15 protein-coding genes are annotated in these 23,406 nt (G+C 35.0%); 7 read left to right on the forward strand and 8 right to left on the reverse strand.

Annotated features, from left to right (window positions below; all coding sequences use genetic code 11):
- The coding region (gene dnaE / locus ACP6PK_RS05755; RefSeq protein WP_426558536.1) for a DNA polymerase III subunit alpha at window positions 1-4,861 on the reverse strand (4,861 nt) is incomplete at its 3' end.
- Window positions 4,862-5,598: 737 nt separating this feature from the next.
- On the opposite strand from dnaE, the gene ACP6PK_RS05760 reads away from it, so the two are divergent.
- From ACP6PK_RS05760 to ACP6PK_RS05785, 6 genes are all read left to right on the forward strand, one after another.
- Complete coding sequence (locus tag ACP6PK_RS05760) at window positions 5,599-7,278, forward strand: NACHT domain-containing protein (protein ID WP_426558538.1); 1,680 nt, start codon at window positions 5,599-5,601, stop codon at window positions 7,276-7,278.
- 323 nt (window positions 7,279-7,601) lie between these two features.
- The gene (locus ACP6PK_RS05765) at window positions 7,602-7,820 is read left to right on the forward strand and encodes a hypothetical protein (protein WP_426558540.1); all 219 of its coding nucleotides are present in this window, start codon (window positions 7,602-7,604) and stop codon (window positions 7,818-7,820) included.
- 189 nt (window positions 7,821-8,009) lie between these two features.
- Window positions 8,010-8,912 carry a lipoyl synthase gene (gene lipA, locus ACP6PK_RS05770; protein WP_426558557.1) on the forward strand — a complete coding sequence of 301 codons (903 nt, stop codon included), beginning with the start codon at window positions 8,010-8,012 and terminating at the stop codon, window positions 8,910-8,912.
- Between the two features lie 634 nt (window positions 8,913-9,546).
- The gene (gene sigC, locus ACP6PK_RS05775) at window positions 9,547-10,782 is read left to right on the forward strand and encodes an RNA polymerase sigma factor SigC (protein ID WP_426558542.1); all 1,236 of its coding nucleotides are present in this window, start codon (window positions 9,547-9,549) and stop codon (window positions 10,780-10,782) included.
- A 1,016-nt stretch (window positions 10,783-11,798) separates the two neighbouring features.
- The gene (locus ACP6PK_RS05780; protein WP_426558544.1) at window positions 11,799-12,509 is read left to right on the forward strand and encodes an iron-containing redox enzyme family protein; all 711 of its coding nucleotides are present in this window, start codon (window positions 11,799-11,801) and stop codon (window positions 12,507-12,509) included.
- A gap of 107 nt (window positions 12,510-12,616) precedes the next feature.
- On the forward strand, window positions 12,617-13,285 hold the full coding sequence (locus ACP6PK_RS05785; protein ID WP_426558546.1) for a cupin domain-containing protein: 669 nt from the start codon (window positions 12,617-12,619) through the stop codon (window positions 13,283-13,285).
- Window positions 13,286-13,457: 172 nt separating this feature from the next.
- On the opposite strand, the gene uvrC is transcribed toward ACP6PK_RS05785, so the two are convergent.
- From uvrC to ACP6PK_RS05805, 4 genes are all read right to left on the reverse strand, one after another.
- The gene (gene uvrC, locus ACP6PK_RS05790) at window positions 13,458-15,326 is read right to left on the reverse strand and encodes an excinuclease ABC subunit UvrC (RefSeq protein WP_426558548.1); all 1,869 of its coding nucleotides are present in this window, start codon (window positions 15,324-15,326) and stop codon (window positions 13,458-13,460) included.
- A gap of 635 nt (window positions 15,327-15,961) precedes the next feature.
- Complete coding sequence (locus tag ACP6PK_RS05795) at window positions 15,962-16,174, reverse strand: hypothetical protein (RefSeq protein WP_210407268.1); 213 nt, start codon at window positions 16,172-16,174, stop codon at window positions 15,962-15,964.
- A 33-nt stretch (window positions 16,175-16,207) separates the two neighbouring features.
- Window positions 16,208-16,456: a metallophosphoesterase family protein gene (locus tag ACP6PK_RS05800; protein WP_210407269.1), complete on the reverse strand. Its 249-nt coding sequence runs from the start codon at window positions 16,454-16,456 to the stop codon at window positions 16,208-16,210.
- 90 nt (window positions 16,457-16,546) lie between these two features.
- On the reverse strand, window positions 16,547-16,795 hold the full coding sequence (locus ACP6PK_RS05805; RefSeq protein WP_210407270.1) for a metallophosphoesterase family protein: 249 nt from the start codon (window positions 16,793-16,795) through the stop codon (window positions 16,547-16,549).
- Between the two features lie 674 nt (window positions 16,796-17,469).
- Between ACP6PK_RS05805 and ACP6PK_RS05810 the strand changes: the two genes are divergently transcribed.
- The gene (locus ACP6PK_RS05810) at window positions 17,470-19,881 is read left to right on the forward strand and encodes a pentapeptide repeat-containing protein (RefSeq protein WP_426558551.1); all 2,412 of its coding nucleotides are present in this window, start codon (window positions 17,470-17,472) and stop codon (window positions 19,879-19,881) included.
- A gap of 322 nt (window positions 19,882-20,203) precedes the next feature.
- On the opposite strand, the gene ACP6PK_RS05815 is transcribed toward ACP6PK_RS05810, so the two are convergent.
- The 3 genes from ACP6PK_RS05815 to ACP6PK_RS05825 form a co-directional block, all read right to left on the reverse strand.
- Window positions 20,204-20,392 carry a hypothetical protein gene (locus ACP6PK_RS05815; RefSeq protein ID WP_094676109.1) on the reverse strand — a complete coding sequence of 63 codons (189 nt, stop codon included), beginning with the start codon at window positions 20,390-20,392 and terminating at the stop codon, window positions 20,204-20,206.
- 700 nt (window positions 20,393-21,092) lie between these two features.
- Window positions 21,093-21,461 carry a translation initiation factor gene (locus ACP6PK_RS05820; protein WP_426558553.1) on the reverse strand — a complete coding sequence of 123 codons (369 nt, stop codon included), beginning with the start codon at window positions 21,459-21,461 and terminating at the stop codon, window positions 21,093-21,095.
- A 492-nt stretch (window positions 21,462-21,953) separates the two neighbouring features.
- Window positions 21,954-23,135, reverse strand: coding sequence for a U32 family peptidase (locus ACP6PK_RS05825; RefSeq protein WP_426558555.1), 1,182 nt, complete (start codon window positions 23,133-23,135; stop codon window positions 21,954-21,956).
- Between the last annotated feature and the right edge of the window lie 271 nt (window positions 23,136-23,406).

Below are 23,406 nucleotides of genomic sequence, written 5' to 3' on the forward strand. Positions count from 1 at the left end.
CTGCAATAGGTTGATTAATTGTTATCTCTTTATCTCTTGAGTTAACATCTTTTTTGGGAGATTTTTTTTGATTATCTAATTGCTCTAATGGTTTTTCTTCTTCTGCAATAGGTTGATTAATTGTTATCTCTTTATCTCTTGAGTTAACATCTTTTTTAGGAGATTTTTTTTGACTTTCTAATTGCTCTACTGTTTTTTCTACTTCTGCAATATATTGATAATTTTTTCTCCCTTCATCTGTTGATTCATTTTGATAATTATCTAATTCTGTCTCTGCTTTTTTATGTTGTTCAACTGCATCTGCCATTACCTTTTCTAATGCTTCTGCACTATCTACTAATAACTGACTTTCATCATCCTTATTATCAACTTTTCCACTTAAGACTAAAAGAGCATTTTCTGTCAGTAATTTTTTAATTTCTTCATATATTTTTGGAAAAACTACCGCATCTACTTGCCCAGTCATATCTTCTACTTGTAAAAATGCCATAGGGTCGCCTTTTTTTGTAATATGATGTTTAATTCCAGCCAACATTACCACTAATTTTATAGCTGACTTAGATTTTTTTTCCGACATTTGAGCGATAGTAATAACATCCTTAATTTGATTTTGTTCATGTGCATATTTGAGAGGATGGTCGGATACATAAAATCCTAGAATTTCTTTTTCATACTGCAATTTTTCTTTAGCTGGAAAATCCGAAACGGATGAAGATTTAGGAGCAGAATCAAAAGCAGGCATTGTTGTTTCTGCCACATCAAATAAATTTAATTGCCCTATATCCCGGTCTTTATTTCTATCTTGCGCCCATTTCATTACACCTTCTAAATCTTTGATTAATTGGTGACGGTTTGCTTCAATTTTATCGAAGGCTCCACATTTAATTAATGATTCTAAAGTTCGACTATTCAAAGCATTAAGATTAACTCGGTCACATAGATCGGCTAAAGACTTAAATTCTCCACTTTCTTTTCTTGCTTCTAAAATTGCTTCTATTGCTCCTTCTCCTACATTTTTTACTGCGGATAATCCAAATAAAATTTTATTTTGTGTATCTCCTGTAGCTACTTTTGGCAAAGGAGTAAAATCTACTTCTGACTTATTAATATTCGGCGGTTCAACTTCAATATCAAACTTTTGACAATTAGCAATATATTTCTGTACTTTATCTTGGTCGCCACTATTAGCTGTTAGTAAAGCTGCCATATATTCAACTGGATAATTAGCTTTTAAATAAGCAGTTTGATAAGCTACATAAGCATAAGCTGTGGAATGGGATTTATTAAAACAATATTCAGCGAATTTAATCATCTGTTCAAACAAATCTTGTGCCACGGCAGAAGGAACTCCTCTTTGAGTCGCACCATCAATAAATATTTCTCGATGCTTTTCCATTTCCGAGACCTTCTTTTTACCCATTGCGCGGCGTAATAAATCTGCTTCTCCTAAAGAATATCCTGCTAAATCTTGAGCCATTTTCATAATTTGTTCTTGATAACAATTATGAACAACTACTCCTTCGGCTAGAAAATAAGGTGAGTTTTGGTCTTCCATTTCTAAATCGAAACATTCTGCTTTTCCTGCTTCTTCCACAGAAACAACATAGACCAGTCTTACATCTTGTAAATAAGTTTTTTCATAAATTTGACGATAAAATTCATCCCAATTTTCTAGCTTAGTCTTGTAATTAGAATCTGTCGGTCTAAATAAAACTGCTTTTTGGAGCGATCGCTTTACAGTTTTTCTGGTATAGTAATCTGTTTCTTTGATAGATTTTTCAAGATTTTCTGCTAGTTTTGCAGCTAAAACAGGCAAATAGTTTTCTTTTATTTCTGTGTATTTTTTATCTGGTATTTTTGGATATCCAATTATAGATGAAAATCTGGTTTTATCAATTACTCCAACATAATTTTCTTTTATATAAGATGAAATTTTTAAGCTACCTAAAAGCTGTCCAATTTCTCTTAATAATTCAGAAGAAGAACTTCGATAATATACATTTCTCTCACCATAGCAGCCATCACTATCCCATAAACCATGCAATAAGTCTATTCTGTCTTGTTCTTTATAGTCTAAAATGTCTTCTGGTAAACGTTTATGAATAGATTTAACTTTCCAATTTTTACCATTATAAACTTGTTTCATAAACTCAGTTAACGGAGTTGGTTTTGGTTGAGTTTTAAATTTAGAGTAAGCATACCAACAACGAGTATGAAAGTAATATTTAGCAGTACCTCCCCAGGTTTTTTGAATTAAATTTGCAACCCAAATCGCAGCGTTTTCTGTTAAACAAGCAATATTTGGAGTTGAGGATACTAAGTTTCCATCACCTACAAGCAACCCAAGCAAGTAAGCTTCATTTTGCTTTAACTCTTTACTATTGCTGGAAACAGGCCATTTTTCATAAACTGCTGAACTGTAAATATGAGCATTTTTGAGACTTTGAGGTGCTGGTTTTAACTCGAAAGCAAATTTATCTCCCTCTGGGGTTAAAAAGCGATGATTTTTTCCTGCATAGATTACTTTTCCAGTAGATAGGGTAATTTTTAAGATTTCCTTAGTACCACTTTTCCATTGTTTAGCAACTCTAGCTGCCCAAGTATTGCTCCCATCAGAAGTTAAAATTACTTCTCCAGTCTTGATATTTTCAATTGTTTTTGTTGAACCATCTGGTTTATCTATTAAAGTTCCTTTAGACAAACAAAGAACTCCATAAGTTTCTTGCAAAATAGGCTCTAACTTTGGATCTTGATATTCAATTTTTTCCCGCCCATGTTTCCTGTCAATAAACTTAGGAATTAAACCAGCATCTAAAGGTCCGGGGCGATACAAAGCTAAGATAGAAGAAATATCTTCAATAGAAGTAGGCTTCAATTTTTTCACAACATCTACCATCCCAGAAGATTCCAACTGAAATACTCCTTCCAAATCTCCAGATTTTATTAGTTTGTAGGTTTCCTCCACATCTTCTGGCATTTCCCCTCTACTTTGTTTTGTGATAATTGCTTTTCTTTCAAGAGCTGGCAAATCATCTGGAATTAAAGGAAAAGGAAGATTATGATTTTTTTCAATTAAGTCGGCAGTATTCTGGATAATAGTTAAATTTTTTAACCCTAAAAAATCCATCTTCAACAAACCCAAGGATTCTATATCTTCCATGTGATACTGAGTAATCACCGAGCCATCATTATTTCTTTGCAAAGGTACAATTTCATCCAGAGGTTCCTTAGAAATTACTACTCCTGCCGCGTGTACTCCAAAAGTTTTATTCGTTCCCTCAATTCTGATTGCCATATCTATCCATTGTCGGACAGAAATTGCATTAACTTTCCCCCCTTCATTCTCTTCAGTTTTTGCTTCTAAATTATCATAAGCTTCCTTAAATTCCGGGGAAGGAGTTTCATCAGAAATCATAACTTTTAACTTTGCAGGTTTACCCCTTGCTACAGGAATTAACTTTGCCATTTTATTTGCTTCCCCAAAAGAAACACCCAACACTCTCCCCACATCTTTTAATACTGCCTTAGATGTCATCCGGTTAAAAGTAATAATTTGAGCAACTCTCTCTTCCCCATACCGTTTAGTCACATAATCAATCATTTCATCTCGCTTTTCAATACAGAAGTCTGTATCAATATCTGGCATTGACTTCCGTTCTGGATTTAAAAATCTTTCAAATAACAAGCCATGATGCACCGGATCTATATTAGTAATCCGCAAAGAATAAGCAACTAATGAACCAGCAGCACTTCCCCTACCAGGTCCGACAGGAATATTTTTATCTCTGGCATATTTTATGTAATCCCAAACCACTAAAAAATATGTAGAGAATCCTTTATCCTGAAGAACTTTCAATTCAGTTTCCATCCGCTCTTTATAAACTGGAGAAATTTCACTTCTTTTTTGACGTTTCAGTCTTTCTAATAACCCTTCCCAAGCAAGTTCTTCTAGATAAGTATCGGCATTATGATCTGGCGGAATTGGATAATCAGGAATTCTTGGCTCTCCTAAAATTCCTTCGTATTTTTCAACTTTCTTTTCTACTTCTAATGTATTGGCAATTGCCTCTTCTATCACATCATTTTCTAAGTGGTCTCTAAATAGTTGCTTCATCTCTTCAGCAGACTTTAAATATTCGGTACCGCTATACCGCATCCGCTTTTGTTCAGAGATTAATTTTTGGGTGTTAATACACAACAAGGCATCATGTGCTTCTACATCTCGACAAGAAATAAAATGAGAGTCGTTTGTCGCTACTATTTTTATCTTTAATTTGTCGGCAATTTTGACAATTCCAGTATTAACTACTCTATCTTCTTGGAAACCGTGGTCTTGTATTTCTAAATAATAATCTTCTCCAAATAAATCTTTGTACCACTTAGCTACTTTCTTGGCTTCCTCGTATTTTCCCTGCATAATATTTTGAGGTACTTCTCCTGCCAAACACCCGCTAGTTACTATCAAGCCTTCGTGATATTTTTCCAATAATTCTTTATTAATACAAGGTCGAGCAAATATTCCTTTTCCTTGAAAACCATGCAGGTGAGAAAGAGTTGTTAATTTAACTAAATTTTTATAGCCTTGAGTATTTTTTGCTAATACGACTTGGTGAAATTTTTTGCCTCTTTGTTGTTTTGTAATATCTCCATTTATTACATACATTTCATTCCCAATTATGGCTTTAATTCCTTTATTTCTACACAATTTAATTAATTGAATTGCTCCATACATTACTCCGTGATCTGTCAGAGCAATGGCTGGCATTCCTAGTTCTACCGCCTTGTCTATTAATTGTGGTAATTGGGATGCTCCGTCTAATAGGCTATAGTCGCTATGAATATGTAGGCCAACAAATGACATTTGTTTTAGATTTTAGAATAAATATTTTAGATAGCACTATTTTATAAGGAAGAAGTAGGAAGGAAGAAGGAAGAAGGTTTAGATTTAATTTTTGCTACTGTTAGTTGAATTGAAAGTCTTTACCTGTAAGGTTTTTAGGGTTTAATGAATTAATTCATGATTTAATATTATATTTTTTGCTAAATATATTAGAAATTCAAACTGATTTTTGCAAAAAAAGTTGAAAGTAGCTCTTGAGGGCCAAAAAAGGGGGAATTTGCGTGTGATCGCGTTCTCATAGGCCATTCTCTATAAGTATTGATATGTAAGAGATATAGGGTGGTTGCACAAAGAGAAATTTTAGTGTATTTTTGAAGTAATAGGCTCGCTCTGCGCAGGTGCTTATTAAAATGAAAAAGAGAATTAGTGAGTGGAAGTGCGATCGCAAAGCGGAACGGAGTTTTATCGCGCTTTCATTTGTTTCTTATAAAATAGTAAAGTGGAGTATTCTACTGTTTCTTATAAAATAGTAAAGTGGAGTATTCTACTCCAACTGCAACAAAGTTAATAGTTATAAACTTGGTATTATGGAACAGATTGTCATTCAAACAGCAATAAAAAGCTTTATTCCACAGTTAGTTAAAGAGTCTTTTTCTTGATTAGGGAAAGTCACTAATGAAACTAAACGTCTATTTGATAAAAGTTTGGAGAAATATTTTATTAAACAGATACAGCGATACTCCTATATAAAAACTATTTTGAATGGTAATAAACCTGTATATTTATATGATATTTATTTTCCACTTAATCTTCAAGGAAATGCAGAGATAATTAACACAGATAAAATATCAAACCTATTTGTTAATAGCAATTTTGTAACTATTTTTGGTAGTGCTGGTAGCGGTAAAAGTACCCTAGTTAAGCATTTATTTATTAATTCAATAGTTGAAAAATATGGTATACCGATATTAATTGAATTCCGATATTTGAATGATTATAGTGGCTCGATTGAAAATTACATCACCGAAGTAATGTTTGAAAATCAAGTATCTCAAAGTTCTGATATTTTAAATAAGTTGCTCAAAACAGGAAAATTTGTATTTTTCTTGGATGGATTTGACGAACTAAATAATGATATTGAAAGAACAAGACTTAAACAACTTACTTCTTTTCTAGATAACTATAATGACAATAAGTACATCTTAACTTCAAGACCTTACACTAATGTGGAATTATTGCCATTATTTCATAATTATCAGATTGAAACTCTTAGTGAAGAACAGGTTAAAAAATTTATCAAGCTTCAGTTAAATAATGAGGATGAACTTAGTCAAAAAATTACTCAGTCCGTAGAGAATACCTCGCAAACATATATAAAAAGTTTTTTGTCTAATCCCCTTCTTTTGTCTCTATATATCCTAACTTTTCAAAGTAACCCTGATATACCACATAAAAAGTACATTTTCTATCGGCGTGTTGTTCAAGCACTTTTTACAGAACATGATAGCAAATCCAAACTTGGATATATTCGACAACGTAGAAGCAAACTCAATCAAGAACAATTTGAGGAAGTGTTAAAGCGCTTTAGTTTCCTTACCTTTTTTGACAGAAAATATACTTTTGACCTTGATTATGTACGAAAAACTCTAGGTAAAGTCAAATCGAAACTAGAGAATTATGAATTTAGCAATCAATTGTTTATTGATGATTTAAAACTAGGTCTTGCTCTTTGGGTAGAAGATGGTAATAGAATTCAATTTGCACACAAATCTCTTCAGGAATACTTTGTTGCTCTATTCATAACAGACTTAAATATTGAGCAGAAAAACACCATTTATTCAAAAATCATCATAGACATAGGCACTTTATATTCAACAAATGAATGGTATAACTTTTTATCTTTATGCGAGGAAATGGATAAAATTTCCTATTCAAAATTATTTCTGCTACCTGTGATTAATAAAGTTATTAATAGCTTATCTAACGATAATGATGAAGAGCTTATTTCTAAAATTGTCAACGAATCATACTCATCAATTGACATTGGCGAACATAGCCTTACAATATGTTCTGGGAGTTATAAAATAAATCCTCTGGAAGCAATTAGAGAGATAAAACCTCAGTTTATAGATTTAAGGACTTTTCTTTCAAATAAAATCAATTACATAATGGATTACATTAGTAAGAGAAATGATTTTACAGACGAAAGATGGACTTTAAAAAGCCATCAGATAATACACAATAAAATTGACAAAGAAGCAATATACTCTTTTAACTTAAATCCCTTACCTGAAGACATACTTATTCATTTAAAAGAAGAAGGTATTATTGAGATAATCGGAAAGGTTAAAAAAGACCTTGTAAATCTCCGAAGCTCAACCAAAAAATTTGTAGAAGGTGCTGAAAAAGCAAATGATGAACTAATTGACATGATTTAATTAGTATTCAAAAAGACTTTTAAATTCACCTAAACAATATTATTTTTTTGAAATTAATACCCTAAAAAAAAAATAGATTTTATTCACCAACTAACCATCAACTTTTTAATACTATCTGCTGACTAAAATATTCAATAAAACTTTCTATTATAGGTTTTATTCCTTCTAGAGGAACAGGAAATTTAGCTGCAATTCCCAAACCCTTATTTTTAACAAAATTAGCTAATTACGGAGTAGAAAATTTTAAACTTACTGAAACTGAATTACCTGATAAATTGAAACCTGCCTAATATTATTACTTCACTTAACAAAGGAGAAATCTAATGAGTTTGTCTGTCATTGATGAGGTAGTTGAACAATTAAAAACTATGCCAAAGCACTTACAATACCAAGTGCTTGAATTTGCTCATAAATTGCCAAAAACACAAGTCAGAGGTATCCCAGGAAAAAAATTATTACCTTTTTGTGATTCAATTTCTCCAGAAGACCTTCAAATGATGGGCGAAACAATTAAACAAGGTTGTGAACAATATAGATATTAATAAGTTGTAAATACCTTCTAGATACAAACATTATTTATTATTGCACTCTTTAGTCAACGAAGCAGTTATTCAAGAAAATCTAGGTCAAGCTGACAAAGAACTGCCTAACACTACAAATCTGTTAATCTCAATAAATTTACTGAAAACTCTTGTTAGTCCCTTGCTAAATTTGTTAAGCTTAATTTGTATATCAAACTACAGCAGAGGCATAAAGTGGTAGTCAAGCCAGATTGGTTAAGAGTCAAAGCCCCCCAATGGCAAAGGGTTGGTACTGTTAAAGAGATTTTGCGAGACCTAAATCTCAACACTGTCTGCGAAGAAGCTTCCTGTCCAAACATTGGGGAATGTTTCAACGCTGGGACAGCAACTTTCTTAATTATGGGACCTGCTTGTACTCGTGCTTGTCCCTACTGTGATATTGATTTTGAGAAAAAACCTCAGCCTTTAGATATTACCGAACCACAAAGACTGGCAGAAGCAGTCAAACGCTTGAAACTTAATCATGTGGTCATTACTTCTGTCAATAGAGATGATTTGGCCGATGGGGGTGCTAATCAATTTGCCAAATGTATTTCCCAAGTCCGGGCAATTTCTCCTCAGACAACTATAGAAGTCCTAATACCAGACTTGTGTGGTAATTGGCAAGCTTTAGAAATAATTCTTAATGCCAAACCAGAAGTTATTAACCATAATACTGAGACTATTCCACGATTATATCGGCGAGTCAGACCCCAAGGTGATTATCAGCGTACATTAGAACTTTTGAGGCGATCGCGAGAATTAGCTCCAGAAATCTATACAAAATCTGGAATTATGGTAGGTCTTGGAGAAACCGATGCAGAAGTCCAAGACGTAATGAAGGACTTACGAGCTGTTGACTGTGATATTTTAACCATTGGACAATACTTACAACCAGGCCCTAAACATTTACCAGTAGCTAATTTTGTCAAACCCGAACAATTTGATCGCTGGACAGAAATAGGCGATTCTATGGGTTTTTTACAAATTGTTGCTTCACCCTTGACTCGTAGTTCATATCATGCTGAACAAGTCAAAGAATTGATGGTCAATTATCCAAAGGCCAAAAGTTAGAAGGAAACTGGTGATGGGTTTGCCCTTTCAGGTACTTGGGTAAAAGAAAATAGGCCAACTAGGTATATAACCCATCACCCCCGATTGCAAAAACGATCGCTAGTAAAATGTGATCTAGATCGGTGATTATTGTATTTAGAGTCACTTGATGGCTGAAAATTGATAAGTAAATATATTAAACTTGCTACATATAAATCAAATAAAAGGCTCTAAAAGTAAGAAGATAAAGCTAAAAAAGTGTAACTAGAAAAAAACAAACAAAGTAATAAGAGAAAAATTAAGCCGCATAATCAGAAAATTTACGAAGTGATCAGGAACAACCACTAATAGTGATGAACATTAATATAGCTTCTGACGAAAATCACTTTTTTGTATCAGAAGTATCAATATACTAAAAATTAAGTCTAGAGAAGTTAACTGAACCAAACAACTAATAGGCAAATGTACTCTTAAAGTCCATCGTTAACACAATCCGTATCAACGATCGCCTAAGTAACTCATTCAGTCTAAGTTGTTAGGACTAATCAGAAAACATAACTAGAGCAAATGCCTAATTCCTAAGAAGTTGGCATTTTATCCACAGACTGTCACTAAGTGCAGCCTCTTGTCACCTGGAGCAACTGAGATGATCACTATGTCAGCAACTTATCCTTACACTGAACAATCTGAAGAACAACTGCACTCTGATAACTTGCAAGCTGAGTTTCCCGAAGATGTAGAGCAAATTACCAACGAATTAGCCACGGAGGATGAAGAAGCGGATAATGCGAAAGTAAGTCCAAACCGTAGCACTACAGATTTAGTCCGTTTATACCTCCAAGAAATTGGGCGAGTTGATTTGCTAGAAAGAGATCAAGAAGTCTCTGAAGCTCAAAAAGTCCAACGCTATATACAGTTAGTGGAGTTACGCAATAAAGCAGCTCAAGAAGAAGAAGGAGCAATTCAGTGTTATGTTCAGTTGATGGAAGTTCGCGATCGTCTGGCAGCTCACTTAGGACATAGACCATCATTTGAACGGTGGGCTAAGGTAGGAAATGTATCTGTGGTAGAACTCAAACAGATTATTGCTACAGGAAAACTTCGTTGGGCAGAATTAGCAGGTTTAAGTGTCAAAGAACTTGAGCAAGTCCAAAGCGAAGGTATTCAAGCCAAGAATCAGATGATTAATGCTAACTTGCGTTTAGTCGTGTCAGTGGCCAAAAAGTATCAAAATCGTGGTCTAGAACTTTTAGATTTAATCCAAGAGGGTACTTTAGGTTTAGAAAGAGCAGTTGAAAAATTTGACCCACGACGGGGATATAGATTCAGCACTTATGCTTACTGGTGGATTCGTCAGGGAATTACAAGAGCGATCGCTACTCAAAGTCGGACAATTCGCTTACCTGTCCACATTACCGAAAAGTTGAACAAAATTAAGAAAGCACAACGGAAAATTTCTCAGGAAAAAGGACGTACAGCAAAAATTGAGGACATTGCCGAAGAACTAAATATGACACCAGCGCAAGTTCGGGAAGTGTTAACAAAAGTTCCACGTTCGGTTTCTCTGGAAACTAAAGTAGGTACTGATAAAGATACTGAATTAGGTGAACTTCTGGAAACTGAAGATGCTTCTCCAGAACAAATGCTGATGCGGGAGTCTTTAGTACAAGCATTAAAAGGATTATTATTAGATTTAACTCAGCGAGAAAGGTCTGTAATTTCTATGCGTTATGGTTTAGAAGATGGTCATCCCTACTCCTTATCGGAAATTGGTCGTGCTTTGAAACTGTCTCGGGAACGAGTCCGTCAAATTGAAGCAAAAGCTCTACAGAAGTTACGTCAACCAAAGCGTCGGAATCAAGTACGGGATTATTTAGAATCTTTGACTTAAAAAAGCTGAGATATGGCTGAAGTAATATGATTCAATAATTGATAATGGATAATTGATAATTACCTAGCCGTTAAAACCGTTACGGAATTGAAGATGAGGAAATATCCTAGCACTTTTTTCCCTATCCAAGGGGAGGCTTCAAGGCGCGAATTATTTAATTATTAATAATTAATAATTAATAATTCGGTAAGATGAAACACTATAAATAAAATATTCTTGTAGAGACCTTCCATGGAAGGTCTCTACGTTCTTTTTCGGAAATGTTTATTTATGTTCTACAATATGGCAATATGGCGGAAATACAAGGTTAGTTTCATATCAAATCCGCCTAATTCGGTATAAAAAAATTTTTATCTTCACCTAAAGAGCAAATGTTTCTAAATTCTCTTTTCTCCTGACTCCTGACTCCTGATACCATTTCTCAAAAACTTTTATACATTTTGTTGAGTAGTGGAGTAGGGGAGTGGGGGAGAAGCAAACATAAGAATAATTAACATTAAAATAGCTAAAATGAGCCCAAAAATAATTCTGATTGTACCAATCAGTTAATAACTGAAGTATCGCCCAAGTATAGCAATAATGCATGGGAATTGGTATGACTTATATCATGTCCGGATAATTAGTGATAAAACAACTTTCTCCTTCTTCTCCTCTTCTTCCTCTTCCTCTTCTTTCTTGTTTCTTGTTTATTCCCTCCTGACTCCTGACTTCTGACTCCTCCAAGGAAAACCGAGGTCATTTTCTACACAATTCCAGCTAAAAAAAGACGTAAAGTAGTCAATAAAAATACCTGTTTCCAGTAGCTACTTCAACAAGAGGGTACTAATCACGTTAAAACTACCTTTTTTTTACAGACATTAAAATCATCCTTGCGTCTATTGTCGCTCACTATTTTCTCAGCTAACTCTTATCAAGATCACAATTTACCATCTGTAATTTTTCAGGTGACGTTGGCATGATTGTTATCAAGATAAGTCAATCAATTTTAAATAACTTAAACACAAGGAGCAAGACAAATGGTTTTCACAACTTTCCCCTCTATCAAAGAAAGTTTTTGGCAAGCTATTGATACATCTAAATTCTCTGGCAACCCCGCAGAAGATCCTAGACTTCAGTCATTAAAAAATATTTCTATTCCTGAATTAGTTAAAGTTTTAGAACAATATTCTTATGTAACTAAAATTCACGTTCAAAGTTTAAATTATGTTTGTAATGTTGTTTCTCCAGGTAAATTAAAGGTATTACTTGATGAGATTCATTTTGAAGAAGCTGGTGATGGAAATCCAGAAGATTCTCACTATAATTTACTGAAATTATTCTTATTTGGATTAAATGAACAGTTTGGTGGAACCATGCTCACTAATAAAATTAATCCACAAGTTGATGCTTTAATTGCTAAGTATGATGCAGATTTAAAAAGTCATCCTGCTCACGTTGCTATTGGTATGGCAGGTATGGGTACTGAATGTATTTGTGGTCCGATTTTAGAAGAAATTTGGGCACAAGTTCAAGCTCGTAAAGATTTAGAAGATATATTACCTCAATTAAACCTAGAATTTTGGGATATTCATACTGGAGAAATCGATCATTCTCATGCTTTAAGAATGCGTAATGCCATAGATGGAGAAGTAGGAGAAAGTGAAGAGTCAGCAGAACAAATACTCCAAGGTTATGAGTTATCTGTGAAATTCTGGGATGATTTATTAGATATTTTTGTGACTCTATAGATGTAGTTAAAGATATGTGGAGGTAGTCAGAAAAACTCCTCCCCTCACTCTCAGCTTACTGGTTGATACGGTGCTATTAGTAGATAAAAAAGGAGTGTATTAGAGTTATGAAGATTCACGCACATTTAACTCAACGAGCCATTATTGACAGTCAAAATTTACTTTGGGTAGATTCTCCCATCCCCAACATCCAACGTCGGATGTTGGAAAGGAATGGGGAAGAAGTGGCCAGAGCGACTTCTTTAGTGCGCTATGCCCCTGGAAGTACATTTTCTACTCATACTCATGGAGGTGGGGAAGAATTTTTTGTTCTAGAAGGCACTTTTTCCGATGAAAATGGGGATTATCCAGCCGGAACCTATGTGCGAAATCCTGTGGGATCAACCCATACACCCTCTAGTCGAGAAGGGTGCATCATTTTTGTCAAACTCTGGCAAATGTCTTCAACAGACCAAAAACGGGTAGTGATTCAAACCTCGGATCATCCTTGGCTACCCGGATTAGTAAATGGGTTACAAGTGATGCCATTACACAGTCATGGGACGGAAAATGTGGCTCTAGTTAAGTGGAAACCAGGAACGGTGTTTCAACGCCACAGTCATTTCGGGGGAGAGGAAATTTATGTCCTGAATGGAGTTTTTGAAGATGAATTGGGGACATATCCTCAAGGAACTTGGATTCGTAATCCCCATGGCAGCGTTCATACGCCTTTTAGTCAAGAGGGTTGTGTTATCTACGTCAAAACAGGTCATTTGCAAGAAAAGCTGCCTAATTAAGGTTTGCTGAGAAAGTCTTTTTTCGGGAGTAGGGGAGCGGGGGAGTAGGGGAGTAGGGGAGTAGGGGAGTGGGGGAGTAGGGGAGTGGGGGAGTGGGGGAGTAATTTTTTTGCTCTATTATGTATGCGCCCAAAATGCTCTCCTTGGAGAGGCTTTCAACTACTCCCTAGTTTTAGTGAAAATAATCGTAAATTTGCTGTGCCAATTTCGGTCCGACTCCCGACACTTCTGCCAACTGTTCCACTGTTGCCATCCTAATATAATCAACGGAATGAAAATGCCCCAATAACAACTTTTGTCGATGTTGCCCTAAACCGGGAATTTCATCTAGACGCGATCGCTTCATTCTCTGACTTCTTTTATCCCGATGGAAACTCACGGCAAACCGATGTGCTTCATCCCGCAACCTCCGCAACAACTGCACCCCCGGTTGCTCCGCGTCAGTTTTTAACGGTTGTGACTCCCCTGGTAAAAAAATCTCCTCCCGTTGTTTTGCCAAACTGACGACTCGCACTTCTTCTAATATATTCATCTCTTCCATCACTGCCACTACTGCCGAAAGTTGCCCTTTCCCACCATCTATCATTATTAAATCTGGTTTCTCTGTAGTCACTTGTTGTTCATAGTCGCGAAACCGTCGCCCTATAACTTCTGCCATACTGGCAAAATCATCAGAATGGCCGGAACGTACTTCTGGATTTTTAATTTTATAATGTCGATAATGTTGTTTTGCTGGCAAACCGTCAATAAATACTACCCGCGATGCTACTGCATCCGAACCTTGAATATGAGAAATATCATAACCTTCGATGCGGTGGGGTAATTCTGGCAAATCTAATATTTCTGCTAAGTCTGTCATAGCTTCATTATTGCGATCGCTCATTTTCGCCAACCGCAGCAACTCATATTCAGCATTCTTTTTTACCATTTCAATTAATTCTGCTTTTCCTTGGCGTTGCGGTACAAATATTTCTACTTTTTTACCTTTCTTTTCTGTCAACCAATTTTGCAAAAATTCCCTCTCTGGCAATTGATTTTGCACAATAATTTCTGTGGGAATTTCTACAGATTCTACTGTTTGATAATGGGATTCTAAAACCCGCTGCAAAATTGCTCCTAATTCCTGATTTTCTGTTGTTTCTAAATTAGGAGTTTCGGCAATAAATCCTAATCTTCCTACTAATTTGCCAGCCCTAATTTGGAATATTTGAACACAAGCAATTTGATTATTTCCTGCTAAAGCGATTGCATCTCTAGAAACTCGGTCGTCTGGCAAGGAAACTTTTTGGTCAGCATTTATAGAATTCAAATCTCTAATTTGGTCGCGAATAGCTGCTGCTTTTTCAAAATTCAGTGCCTCCGCTTCTTTTTCCATTTGAGCATTTAAAATATCAATCAATTCTCCAGTCCGACCTTGAAAAATCATTGCCACTTTTTGCACAATTTTATGATATTCCTCTGGAGTAATTAATGTCTGACAAACTCCCGGACAACGACCAATATCATAATTGAGACAAGGACGGTCTTTAAATAAAGGTTTTGGTCTTTGACGTAAGGGAAAAATTCGTTTGACTAAATGTAGGGTATTTCTCAAAAGTCTGGTATCAACATAAGGACCATAATAACGGTCTTTAGCTTTACCTAATCGGCGCTTTCTCGTAATAAAAATTCTGGGATAATTTTCTGACCAAGTTATGCAGAGATAAGGATATTTTTTATCATCCTTGAGTAAGACATTAAAATATGGTTGATGTTGCTTAACAAGATTAGCTTCTAATGCTAAAGCTTCAGCTTCTGTATCTGTGACAATAAATTCAATTTCGACTATTTGTTGTACCATTAAGCTGATACGATGAGTATGATTTTTACCATCTCGAAAATAGGAACGAACTCTGTTTCTCAGTTTTTTAGATTTGCCAATATAAAGGATGCGATCGCTACTATCCCGCATCAAATAAACTCCAGGAGTTTGAGGAATTTCTTTGAGTCGATTTTCTAAACGTTCTGAATCTTTTATTATGGGTAAAGTTTGAGTTATCATAATACCAATTTGATAAATGTTTGCTACAAATAGTTAGGGTACTTATAGCGCTTTTCATTAACATAGAATACAGAGATTTTGGCTTCAAGGCTGAAGGCAGAAAGCAGAAGGCAGAAGTTTTGTAGTCTACCTTTGTGAAAACCGCTATAAAAGGAGTCAGGAGTCGTAGGGGCGATTTCGTTCCGAATGCTGGCGCAAACGCGAATCGCCCGTACAGGAGTCAGAATGAATAGCTTTTATCTACTTTTTTGTATCTTAAATTATATTTTTAGTCAAATATAAGTTCCCTATCAAAGATTTTAATACTGCTTATTCTTCGTAACATTCTTTTTTAAAATTGGTATAGCGTTTCTCAGTAAGCGTGAGGTACACTTTGATATTTCTTCCCTGTTGCCTATTGCCTGTTGCCTGTTGCCTAAAGCCTATAATTTTGTACCTCACTCTTTTTGGGAATTGCTATATTATACCTCTTTCCAAATTTTTAATTAAATTAATTAAGGATATAAAATCAACAATTTTGACTGATAAATAAGGATTGAAAACATCTCATTTAAAGGATAAAAAAAGAAAAAATTCCTTTTAACCAATCCTTCTATTACAGAAGAGGTAATTATTAATTATTAATTATTGAAACCCTATTCCCTAACTTCTGAAATTTTCCCTGTTTTACTCAGATTAAATATAGCAATTGCATCAGCTCCTGACTGAACATTTGCCAGACAACAAATATCTGTCAAATTTCCAGAACTTAGTGATATTTTGTTCCGATAACTTTTATGCAAATGACCACAAACTACTAACTTTGGTTTTAACTCATCTACTAACATTCTTGCATATTCATTTCCCACGATATCGTAATAGCCTTGACTCCTACGTTGCTGTTAAAACTCTTCAGCATCTACAGGATTTATGATATTAGTAGGCCAGTCATGTAATAACAAAATATCTGTAGATTTATAGTCTAAAGCCTGAATAATTTCTACTTCTGTAAAAGCAATATAATCCTTATTAGAATAGCTGCTAATTTGGGAAACTTTAGGTCGGTTAATCTGAAATTTTTCCTCTTGATAAATACCAGAAACTCCTACAACTTTTAGACCTGCTAAAACTACCGAGCCGACCCTACCCAAATAATAGCAATTCTTAGTAATTTCTGTACCTGTATTGGTTCGGTCTAAAAAACCGTAGGGTTCATGATTACCACCAATAAACCAAATAGGCTAAGGAAAAATTGCTCTTTGTTCATAAAAGTCGGGAAAATCTCCCAATTTACGATATTTTTTAGGCGCATCCATTGTTGCTAAATCAGCTTCATGGCGGTGGGGTTCAAAATCTCCTACTTGCAGAATAAATGCAAGCTTTTGACTAGAATGATTTTCCCACTGTTGTAGTAAGCGAATCATTGTGTACATATAGCCGTGGACATCACCAACTACTGCAAAAAATATATCTTGATAATTGTTAAACATTATACTTTATCTATTGATATTGTTTATAATAAATTATTTAGATTATCATTTAATACTCAAGTAGTTAATTTAAGCATGATGGAATCATCTCCATTTTCTCAAAACATATTTTTTTGTCGAACATTAAGAGTCTTAAAACCCAAGCATTTAGCTATTAGCGGTCAGGAATCAGATTTGTAATCTAAATTTAAAATATATTGGCTATGAATATATAAACTTTTAAAATCTGCTTTTAACCATACTTTAACGTGGTAATTCAGTCTTTCAATAATGCAATTTTACTTCATTTTGTATGAAGCTAATGGCTAAGAGCTGACAGCTGTTTACCGAATAATTAAGGTTTAAAGCCTCTTCTTTAAAGGAGAAACAATGAATTTATTTTTCTTTTATTCAATCCTCTTCCTTTTAGGGATAGGTAATTATCAATTATCAATTATCAATTATTGAAGCAGTATTCCGCAGGAAATGCTGACCTTAAACTATAATACTCAAGTTGAATTTACACAAATAAAAAAATCGACTATACTATTTAACTTTAGATAAATTTATTAATATTTGGTGAGACAGTTTCCAGAATAGAGAAACTGAGTAAGTATAGAATAAATAATGGCTGAATATGTAAAAATATTAATTTTCAGGTAAAGTTATTAGATATGCAGATGAAGTCCAAGAAAATGAATAAACCCCTGAATCAAATTCCTATGTTAGATACTACTTTATCTACATCTACCATCCCTATGCTCCATAGTCTCGAAGCAGTCAAAGAATGTTTACTCTATGGTGAAGTAGAATTAAGAGTAGCAGCAGTTTGCGAAACTATTAAACATGGAGATGCAGGATTAGATTTGTTACTTGTGGCCTTACAAGATAGTTCAGCAGAAGTACAATGGGCAGCATATTCAATACTACTAGAACAGCAAAAACCTAAAGCAAAACTAGCATTATCCCAATATACTTGGGATGTCTGTAGAATACTAGAACTATACGCTGCTGGAAAACGGAGGTTTATCCGAGCAAATATGAGGGATGCCAACCTCACTGGTCTAGACCTACAAGGTATAAATTTTAGTTTTGCCTATTTCAAAGATGCCAATCTGAGTAGTATTAATCTCAAAGATGCGAATCTAATAGAAGCTAATTTACGGGGTACAAATCTCAAAGATGCTAACCTCAAAAATACTAATCTTGAAAATGCTAATCTTAGTGTTGCTAAACTTAGAGGTATTAATTTAAGTAATGCTAATTTAAGTGGTGCTAATTTAAGTGGTGCTAATTTAAGTCTTGCTAATCTAACTAATGCTAATTTAACTAATACAAATCTTACTCGTGCAGACTTAAGAGGTAGTAAACTTAGGGGTATAAATCTCAGGGGTAGTAAACTAAATGAGGCAACAAAACTTGATAGTAAATTGTTATTAGTTTGGGAAATAGTTAATCAGAAAGCTATTGGTAAAGACCTCAAAAATATCAATCTTATCGGGATGGATATTGAGGGTGTTAATCTGAGTAATGCTAACCTAAGTGGCGCTAAACTTAGAGATATTAATCTGAGTAATTCTAACCTCAGCAGAAGTAATTTTAGTGCTGCCAACCTGCATAATATTAACTTGAAAAATACTGACCTAAGTAATGCTAACTTGACTGGTGTTAATTTAAGTAATGCCGATCTATGCCATGCTAATATCGAAAATGCTGACCTCAGCAATGCTGATTTCAGAGGTGCAAATCTTAACTATGCTAACCTCCGAGAGACAAAAATTAATGATTTAACCCAACTAGATAATAAATGGCATTTAGTCTGGAAAATTGTTAATCAACAACGTCTAAATAACGATCTCAAAGGAGTGAACCTCAGTGGTGCCGATCTTCGCGGTGTCAACTTAAAAAATATTAATCTCCGGGGTGCTAACCTAGAGGCAACTGATTTAGGTACAGAGTATTGCCATACTCTCACTCCTAGAAAAGGATTAGAAAACATTAGGAACAACTACTATAGTCGGTCAAATCTCAGAAATGCCAATCTTTGTAATGCCAACCTGAAAGCAATTAATCTAACAGGAGCTTATTTGGATGGAGCTAATTTGAGTGTAGCTAATCTAATTGCAGCTAAACTCAACGATGCGGAAATGACCAATGCTAACCTAACTGCTGCTGACCTCAATGGTGCAGATTTAAGAAATGCTAACCTCAGTAGTGCTGACCTCAGTGCTGCTGACTTCAGTAATGCCAATCTTAGTAATACTAACCTCATAAATGCTCATATTAGTGCTGCTAAATTCTCCAATGCTCAACTTGATGGTGCTAAAATCAATGAAGCTGACCTGAGTGCCGCCGATCTTAGTGGTGCTAATCTTCGTAATGCCGATCTTAGTGGTGCTAATCTTCGTAACGCCGATCTTAGTGGTGCTAATCTTCGTAACGCCGATCTTAGTGGTGCCGATCTTAGTGGTGCTAATCTTCGTGAAGTCGATCTAAGTTGGGCAGAACTCAAGGGGGTAAAACTTCGTGAAACAACCAAAATTTCTCGAAAATGGTATACAGTTTGGCAAATTGTTAATGAAAAAATAGCAGTTAAAAACTTAGAAGGTAATGACCTCAGTAATACTCAACTAAATAGTGTTGACCTGAGTCGTGCTAACCTTAGCAATGCTAACTTGAGTGGTGCAAGTCTGCGAGTAGCAGATTTGTGGGATGCTAATTTAGAAAATGCTAATCTGAGTAATGCTAACTTGGGTGGTGTTAACCTTAGTAGTGCTAATCTCACAAGTACTAACCTAAGTGGAAGTGACCTCAGTCGCGCTCACCTACGACATACCATTCTTAGTAATGCCATTTTCAAAGGTGCTAACCTGATGGGTTCTGATTTATGGGGCGTTAACTTAGGTGGTATCGATCTTAGTGGTGTCAACCTGAGTTATGCTGACCTCAGCTATACAAATCTCAAAGATGCTGATTTAAGTGGTGCTAATCTCAGTCGTGCTAATCTTAGTAATTCTAACCTCAATGGTGTCAATCTCAGTGATGCTAATTTAAGTGGGATTAATCTGAGTAATACTACTCTCAATAATTGTATATTACCTAATTGAAAGTAATTTTGTCAACGGGACTTCGTGTTATATCATGTCCGGTAGCATGGGTATTGCAAGTGATAAGGTAAGGAAGAAGGCTGTAGTTATCTAGGAGAGAAGGAAGAAGAAAAGGAAAAACCTTAAATATAGTAAATATTTCCCCAACTTTTACACGACGCGACCATACCAGCGCACATGATATTATTTATAGCAATACCCATACTGATGAGGTACAAAATTCGTTTGTTTTAGGGAACAAGGAATAGAATAGAAATAAAGATAGGTTTACCTCATTAGTTTGAGAAACACTATATGTTAAATCTTGAGCTTGATAGTAAATTTAATACCTTGGTTCTAAAAATTCTCTGTTGAAAGAGTTGTTCGAGGTATCTTCAGGTAACCAACGACATTCTAATTTTCCTGCTTCAATTTGAGGTACTTTAATCGCAAACCCATTACCATCACTTACCATAGAAAATCCAAAACCAACAGAGGTTCCTAGTAAAACTAGAGCAACTGTTCTAAACATTTATATATTCTCCAATAATATAACTTTAATTACTCCCTATTTACACTTACAAAGCCAAAATCCAAATTCCGCTTAGTTCCATAAATATTATTCCTAACTGGAGCTTGAATAATTAATGCTTTGCTAATAGATATCTACAAGTCCCACTGTTGATTTTTCAGAATTTTCTTAATTACAGGAGTGTTGAAGTTAATTATCTTTAAAATACCTTAACTTCCTTGATAAAACTTATATAATATCAAATCTGTTTAATTCGGTATAAAAAAAATTTTCATCTTCAGCTATTAGTAAATCTTTCTAAATTATCTTCTCTCCTGACTCCTAGATTAACCATCTAATTATACCGATGCTACCGGATTTGATATAACAGGTCATTTCAGTTATCAGTTATCAGTTATCAGTACCTCCTACTGAATTTTCTTTTTTATCCCCTTTAAAGAGAAGGCTTAAAACCTGATTTTATTGTCACAAAAAGTTGTAGAGGTAATTCAGGAATTGCCCCTACTCCTGCAATGATTATTTTTTGATAATAGCAGTTTTCATTAATATAGAGTACAGAGATTTTTGCTTGAAGGTAGAAGGCAGAAGTTTTGTATTGAACATTTCTGGACAACCTCTAGAATTCCTTAATTTAATAATTCTGAATTCTAAATTCATCAAAAGAAGTTTTGTAGTCTACCTTTATGAAAACTGCTATAAGTCAACCTCCACTAATTTTAGCTTTGTAACCCAATTTAGTTAAAATTTCCAGTAACTTTTGTTTATGTTCTCCCTGAATTTCAATTTCATTATCCTTAAGAGTTCCACCTGCACCACATTGATTTTTAAGTTGTTTGAGTAAAGCTGTTAAAGTTTCTGAGTTTGACTGAAACCCACTAATAATAGTAACTGTTTTTCCTTTACGACCTTTACGAGATGCTTGTACTCTTAAATTTTGTTGATTCGGTGGTAAGTCTGGTAATGCTCTTTCTGTTGCTGGAGAATTAGCATTATTACCAAATTCTGAATAAACGACGCGATCGCCTTTGGCATTTCTATTATCAGAGGTATTACGTTTGGAGTTAGGCATAATTTCAAAGTCATATAATCGAATTTTTAACTTCCCTGGCGGGAAGTCCCGCGCTCTCCCGTTGGCGGAGCCTAGCGGCAGCTATTAGGGGAGCGTCGTATGGGAAAGCCAGGGCCAAGAGTCGGATACCTCCACAAATAAAACTTTCCTATACCCTTGACAAGCTAGGAGGTATTTTGTTATTATCGAAGGTCAACACAGGGGGAGGGCATCACCTCTGTCAAAACAGCGGTCAGTTTTTTTCCTGACTGAAGAATCCCGCGTTGTCGCGTAAGCGCAACGTAGGGAGTATGTCAATTAGTATAACATTAACTGTTGTTATGTAGCATAGGCATCTTGCCTGTTCGTTATATTTTGCGACAAAAATGATTTGTCAAAAAAAAACTGTAGGGGTTTGGTTTCCAAATCCCTTTTTAGCTTGGGTTTGGAGACCAAACCCCTACGAATAAAATCTTACAATCTCTTGAGGATTTCTATATAAGTTCTAATAATTTAACTTCTGACTTCAGGTATACCTAACAATAATGATCCTGGCATCGCTTTTTTGATCCAATCTGTAATTAAGATTTGTTCGCGATCGCATGACTCAACTACCTCACCATTTAAGTTCCGAAATACTATTTCTGCTGGAATTTCAATTTCTTCCCCAGTAGGTATAATAATTTTCTCTACTTGAGTAACGGCAAAAGGTCGCAAACTTTGAAACACAACATAATTTCCACTTTCTCCAGCTAAAACTTCAGCTAAACCAATTTCTTGTCGATACTGAATTAACTTGTGCTTAGACTTCATTCGCGAAAATATAGAAGTAGTACGGTTAGCATTAAAAAAAGGCGATCGCGTCGGCCTCGCCCAGTTTTTCCGCAAAGAAACAGGGTCAGTCAAAATCTGAGAACAAATTTTATCAACATCCACTGCCACATCTCCGTCTCTTCCCAAATGTCGTAAGTCTAAACAAACTGTATGTAAACCAGCTTTTTCTAAACCCTCAAGTTTATCCAGAATAAATTGGTCTTTATCCAAAAACATAAATGTACCGTGAGCTGTTTCCAAAGTAGGGAAAGGTCGGTTCTTACTATCCTCCGATGACACAGTAGTTTGCAGGGGAAATTTTGCTTCCGAGTCAGACTCTAACAAATGTGGAGACAATAGGGAACGTGGCGAATAAAACAACAATATTTGCCCGACTCCCAAAACTTCGCAAGCAACGGGGAGTGTTTGACAATATTCAATCAACTTTTGTTCTGGCAGTTCGATAGACAATATCAAACGTTCCAAAGAGTCAGAAAAAATCTCACACCAACCCCGCAACCCTTCTAAATTATGATTACCTGTTTCTACAATTAACTGTAGCGCTATAGTTGGGTAATTCATTTTCAACCACCAAGCTGCTCCAGGATCGGCAACCCGCACTGCCGCAAACTTGCTCATATCCCACTGAGTCAGTTGTTGACAAATTTGACTCATAACTTGTTCTGGCATCAAAATATCCCACACCAATACTGGGCGCAAACCATATTCTGTTGCAGTTGATGCTAATGACTGTGTTTGTTGTTGTGAAAGTTGCCCCTGTTTTGCAAGGAGAGTTGGTTGTAGTAAAACTTCTTGTAAGTTAGGAGCGTTAACGCACCTGTTTAAATCGTTGATGGATGAGACAAAAGTGTTAAATTGCATTAGATCCTAAATACATTTTATATCTCTACATTATCAGGACTTACGCAAAGGTATTATGTATACAGTCAAAAAAACTATAGCGTTTTATTTTTAAACTATACATACATACATATATATATATGCTCTCTGCATAAGTCCTACCGTAGGAACTCTAGTTAAGATTGACAAATAATTCTAATCATCTTTGTCTCTATAATATCCTGCCATTCCCTCACACATTAACGGGACTTTAGTGAAAAAATAGTAAAAAAAAGGGTATAATATATATCTG

This window comes from Dapis hubbardiae BLCC-M172 (assembly GCF_050016015.1).
In the GTDB taxonomy this organism is placed as follows: Bacteria; Cyanobacteriota; Cyanobacteriia; order Cyanobacteriales; family Microcoleaceae; genus Trichodesmium.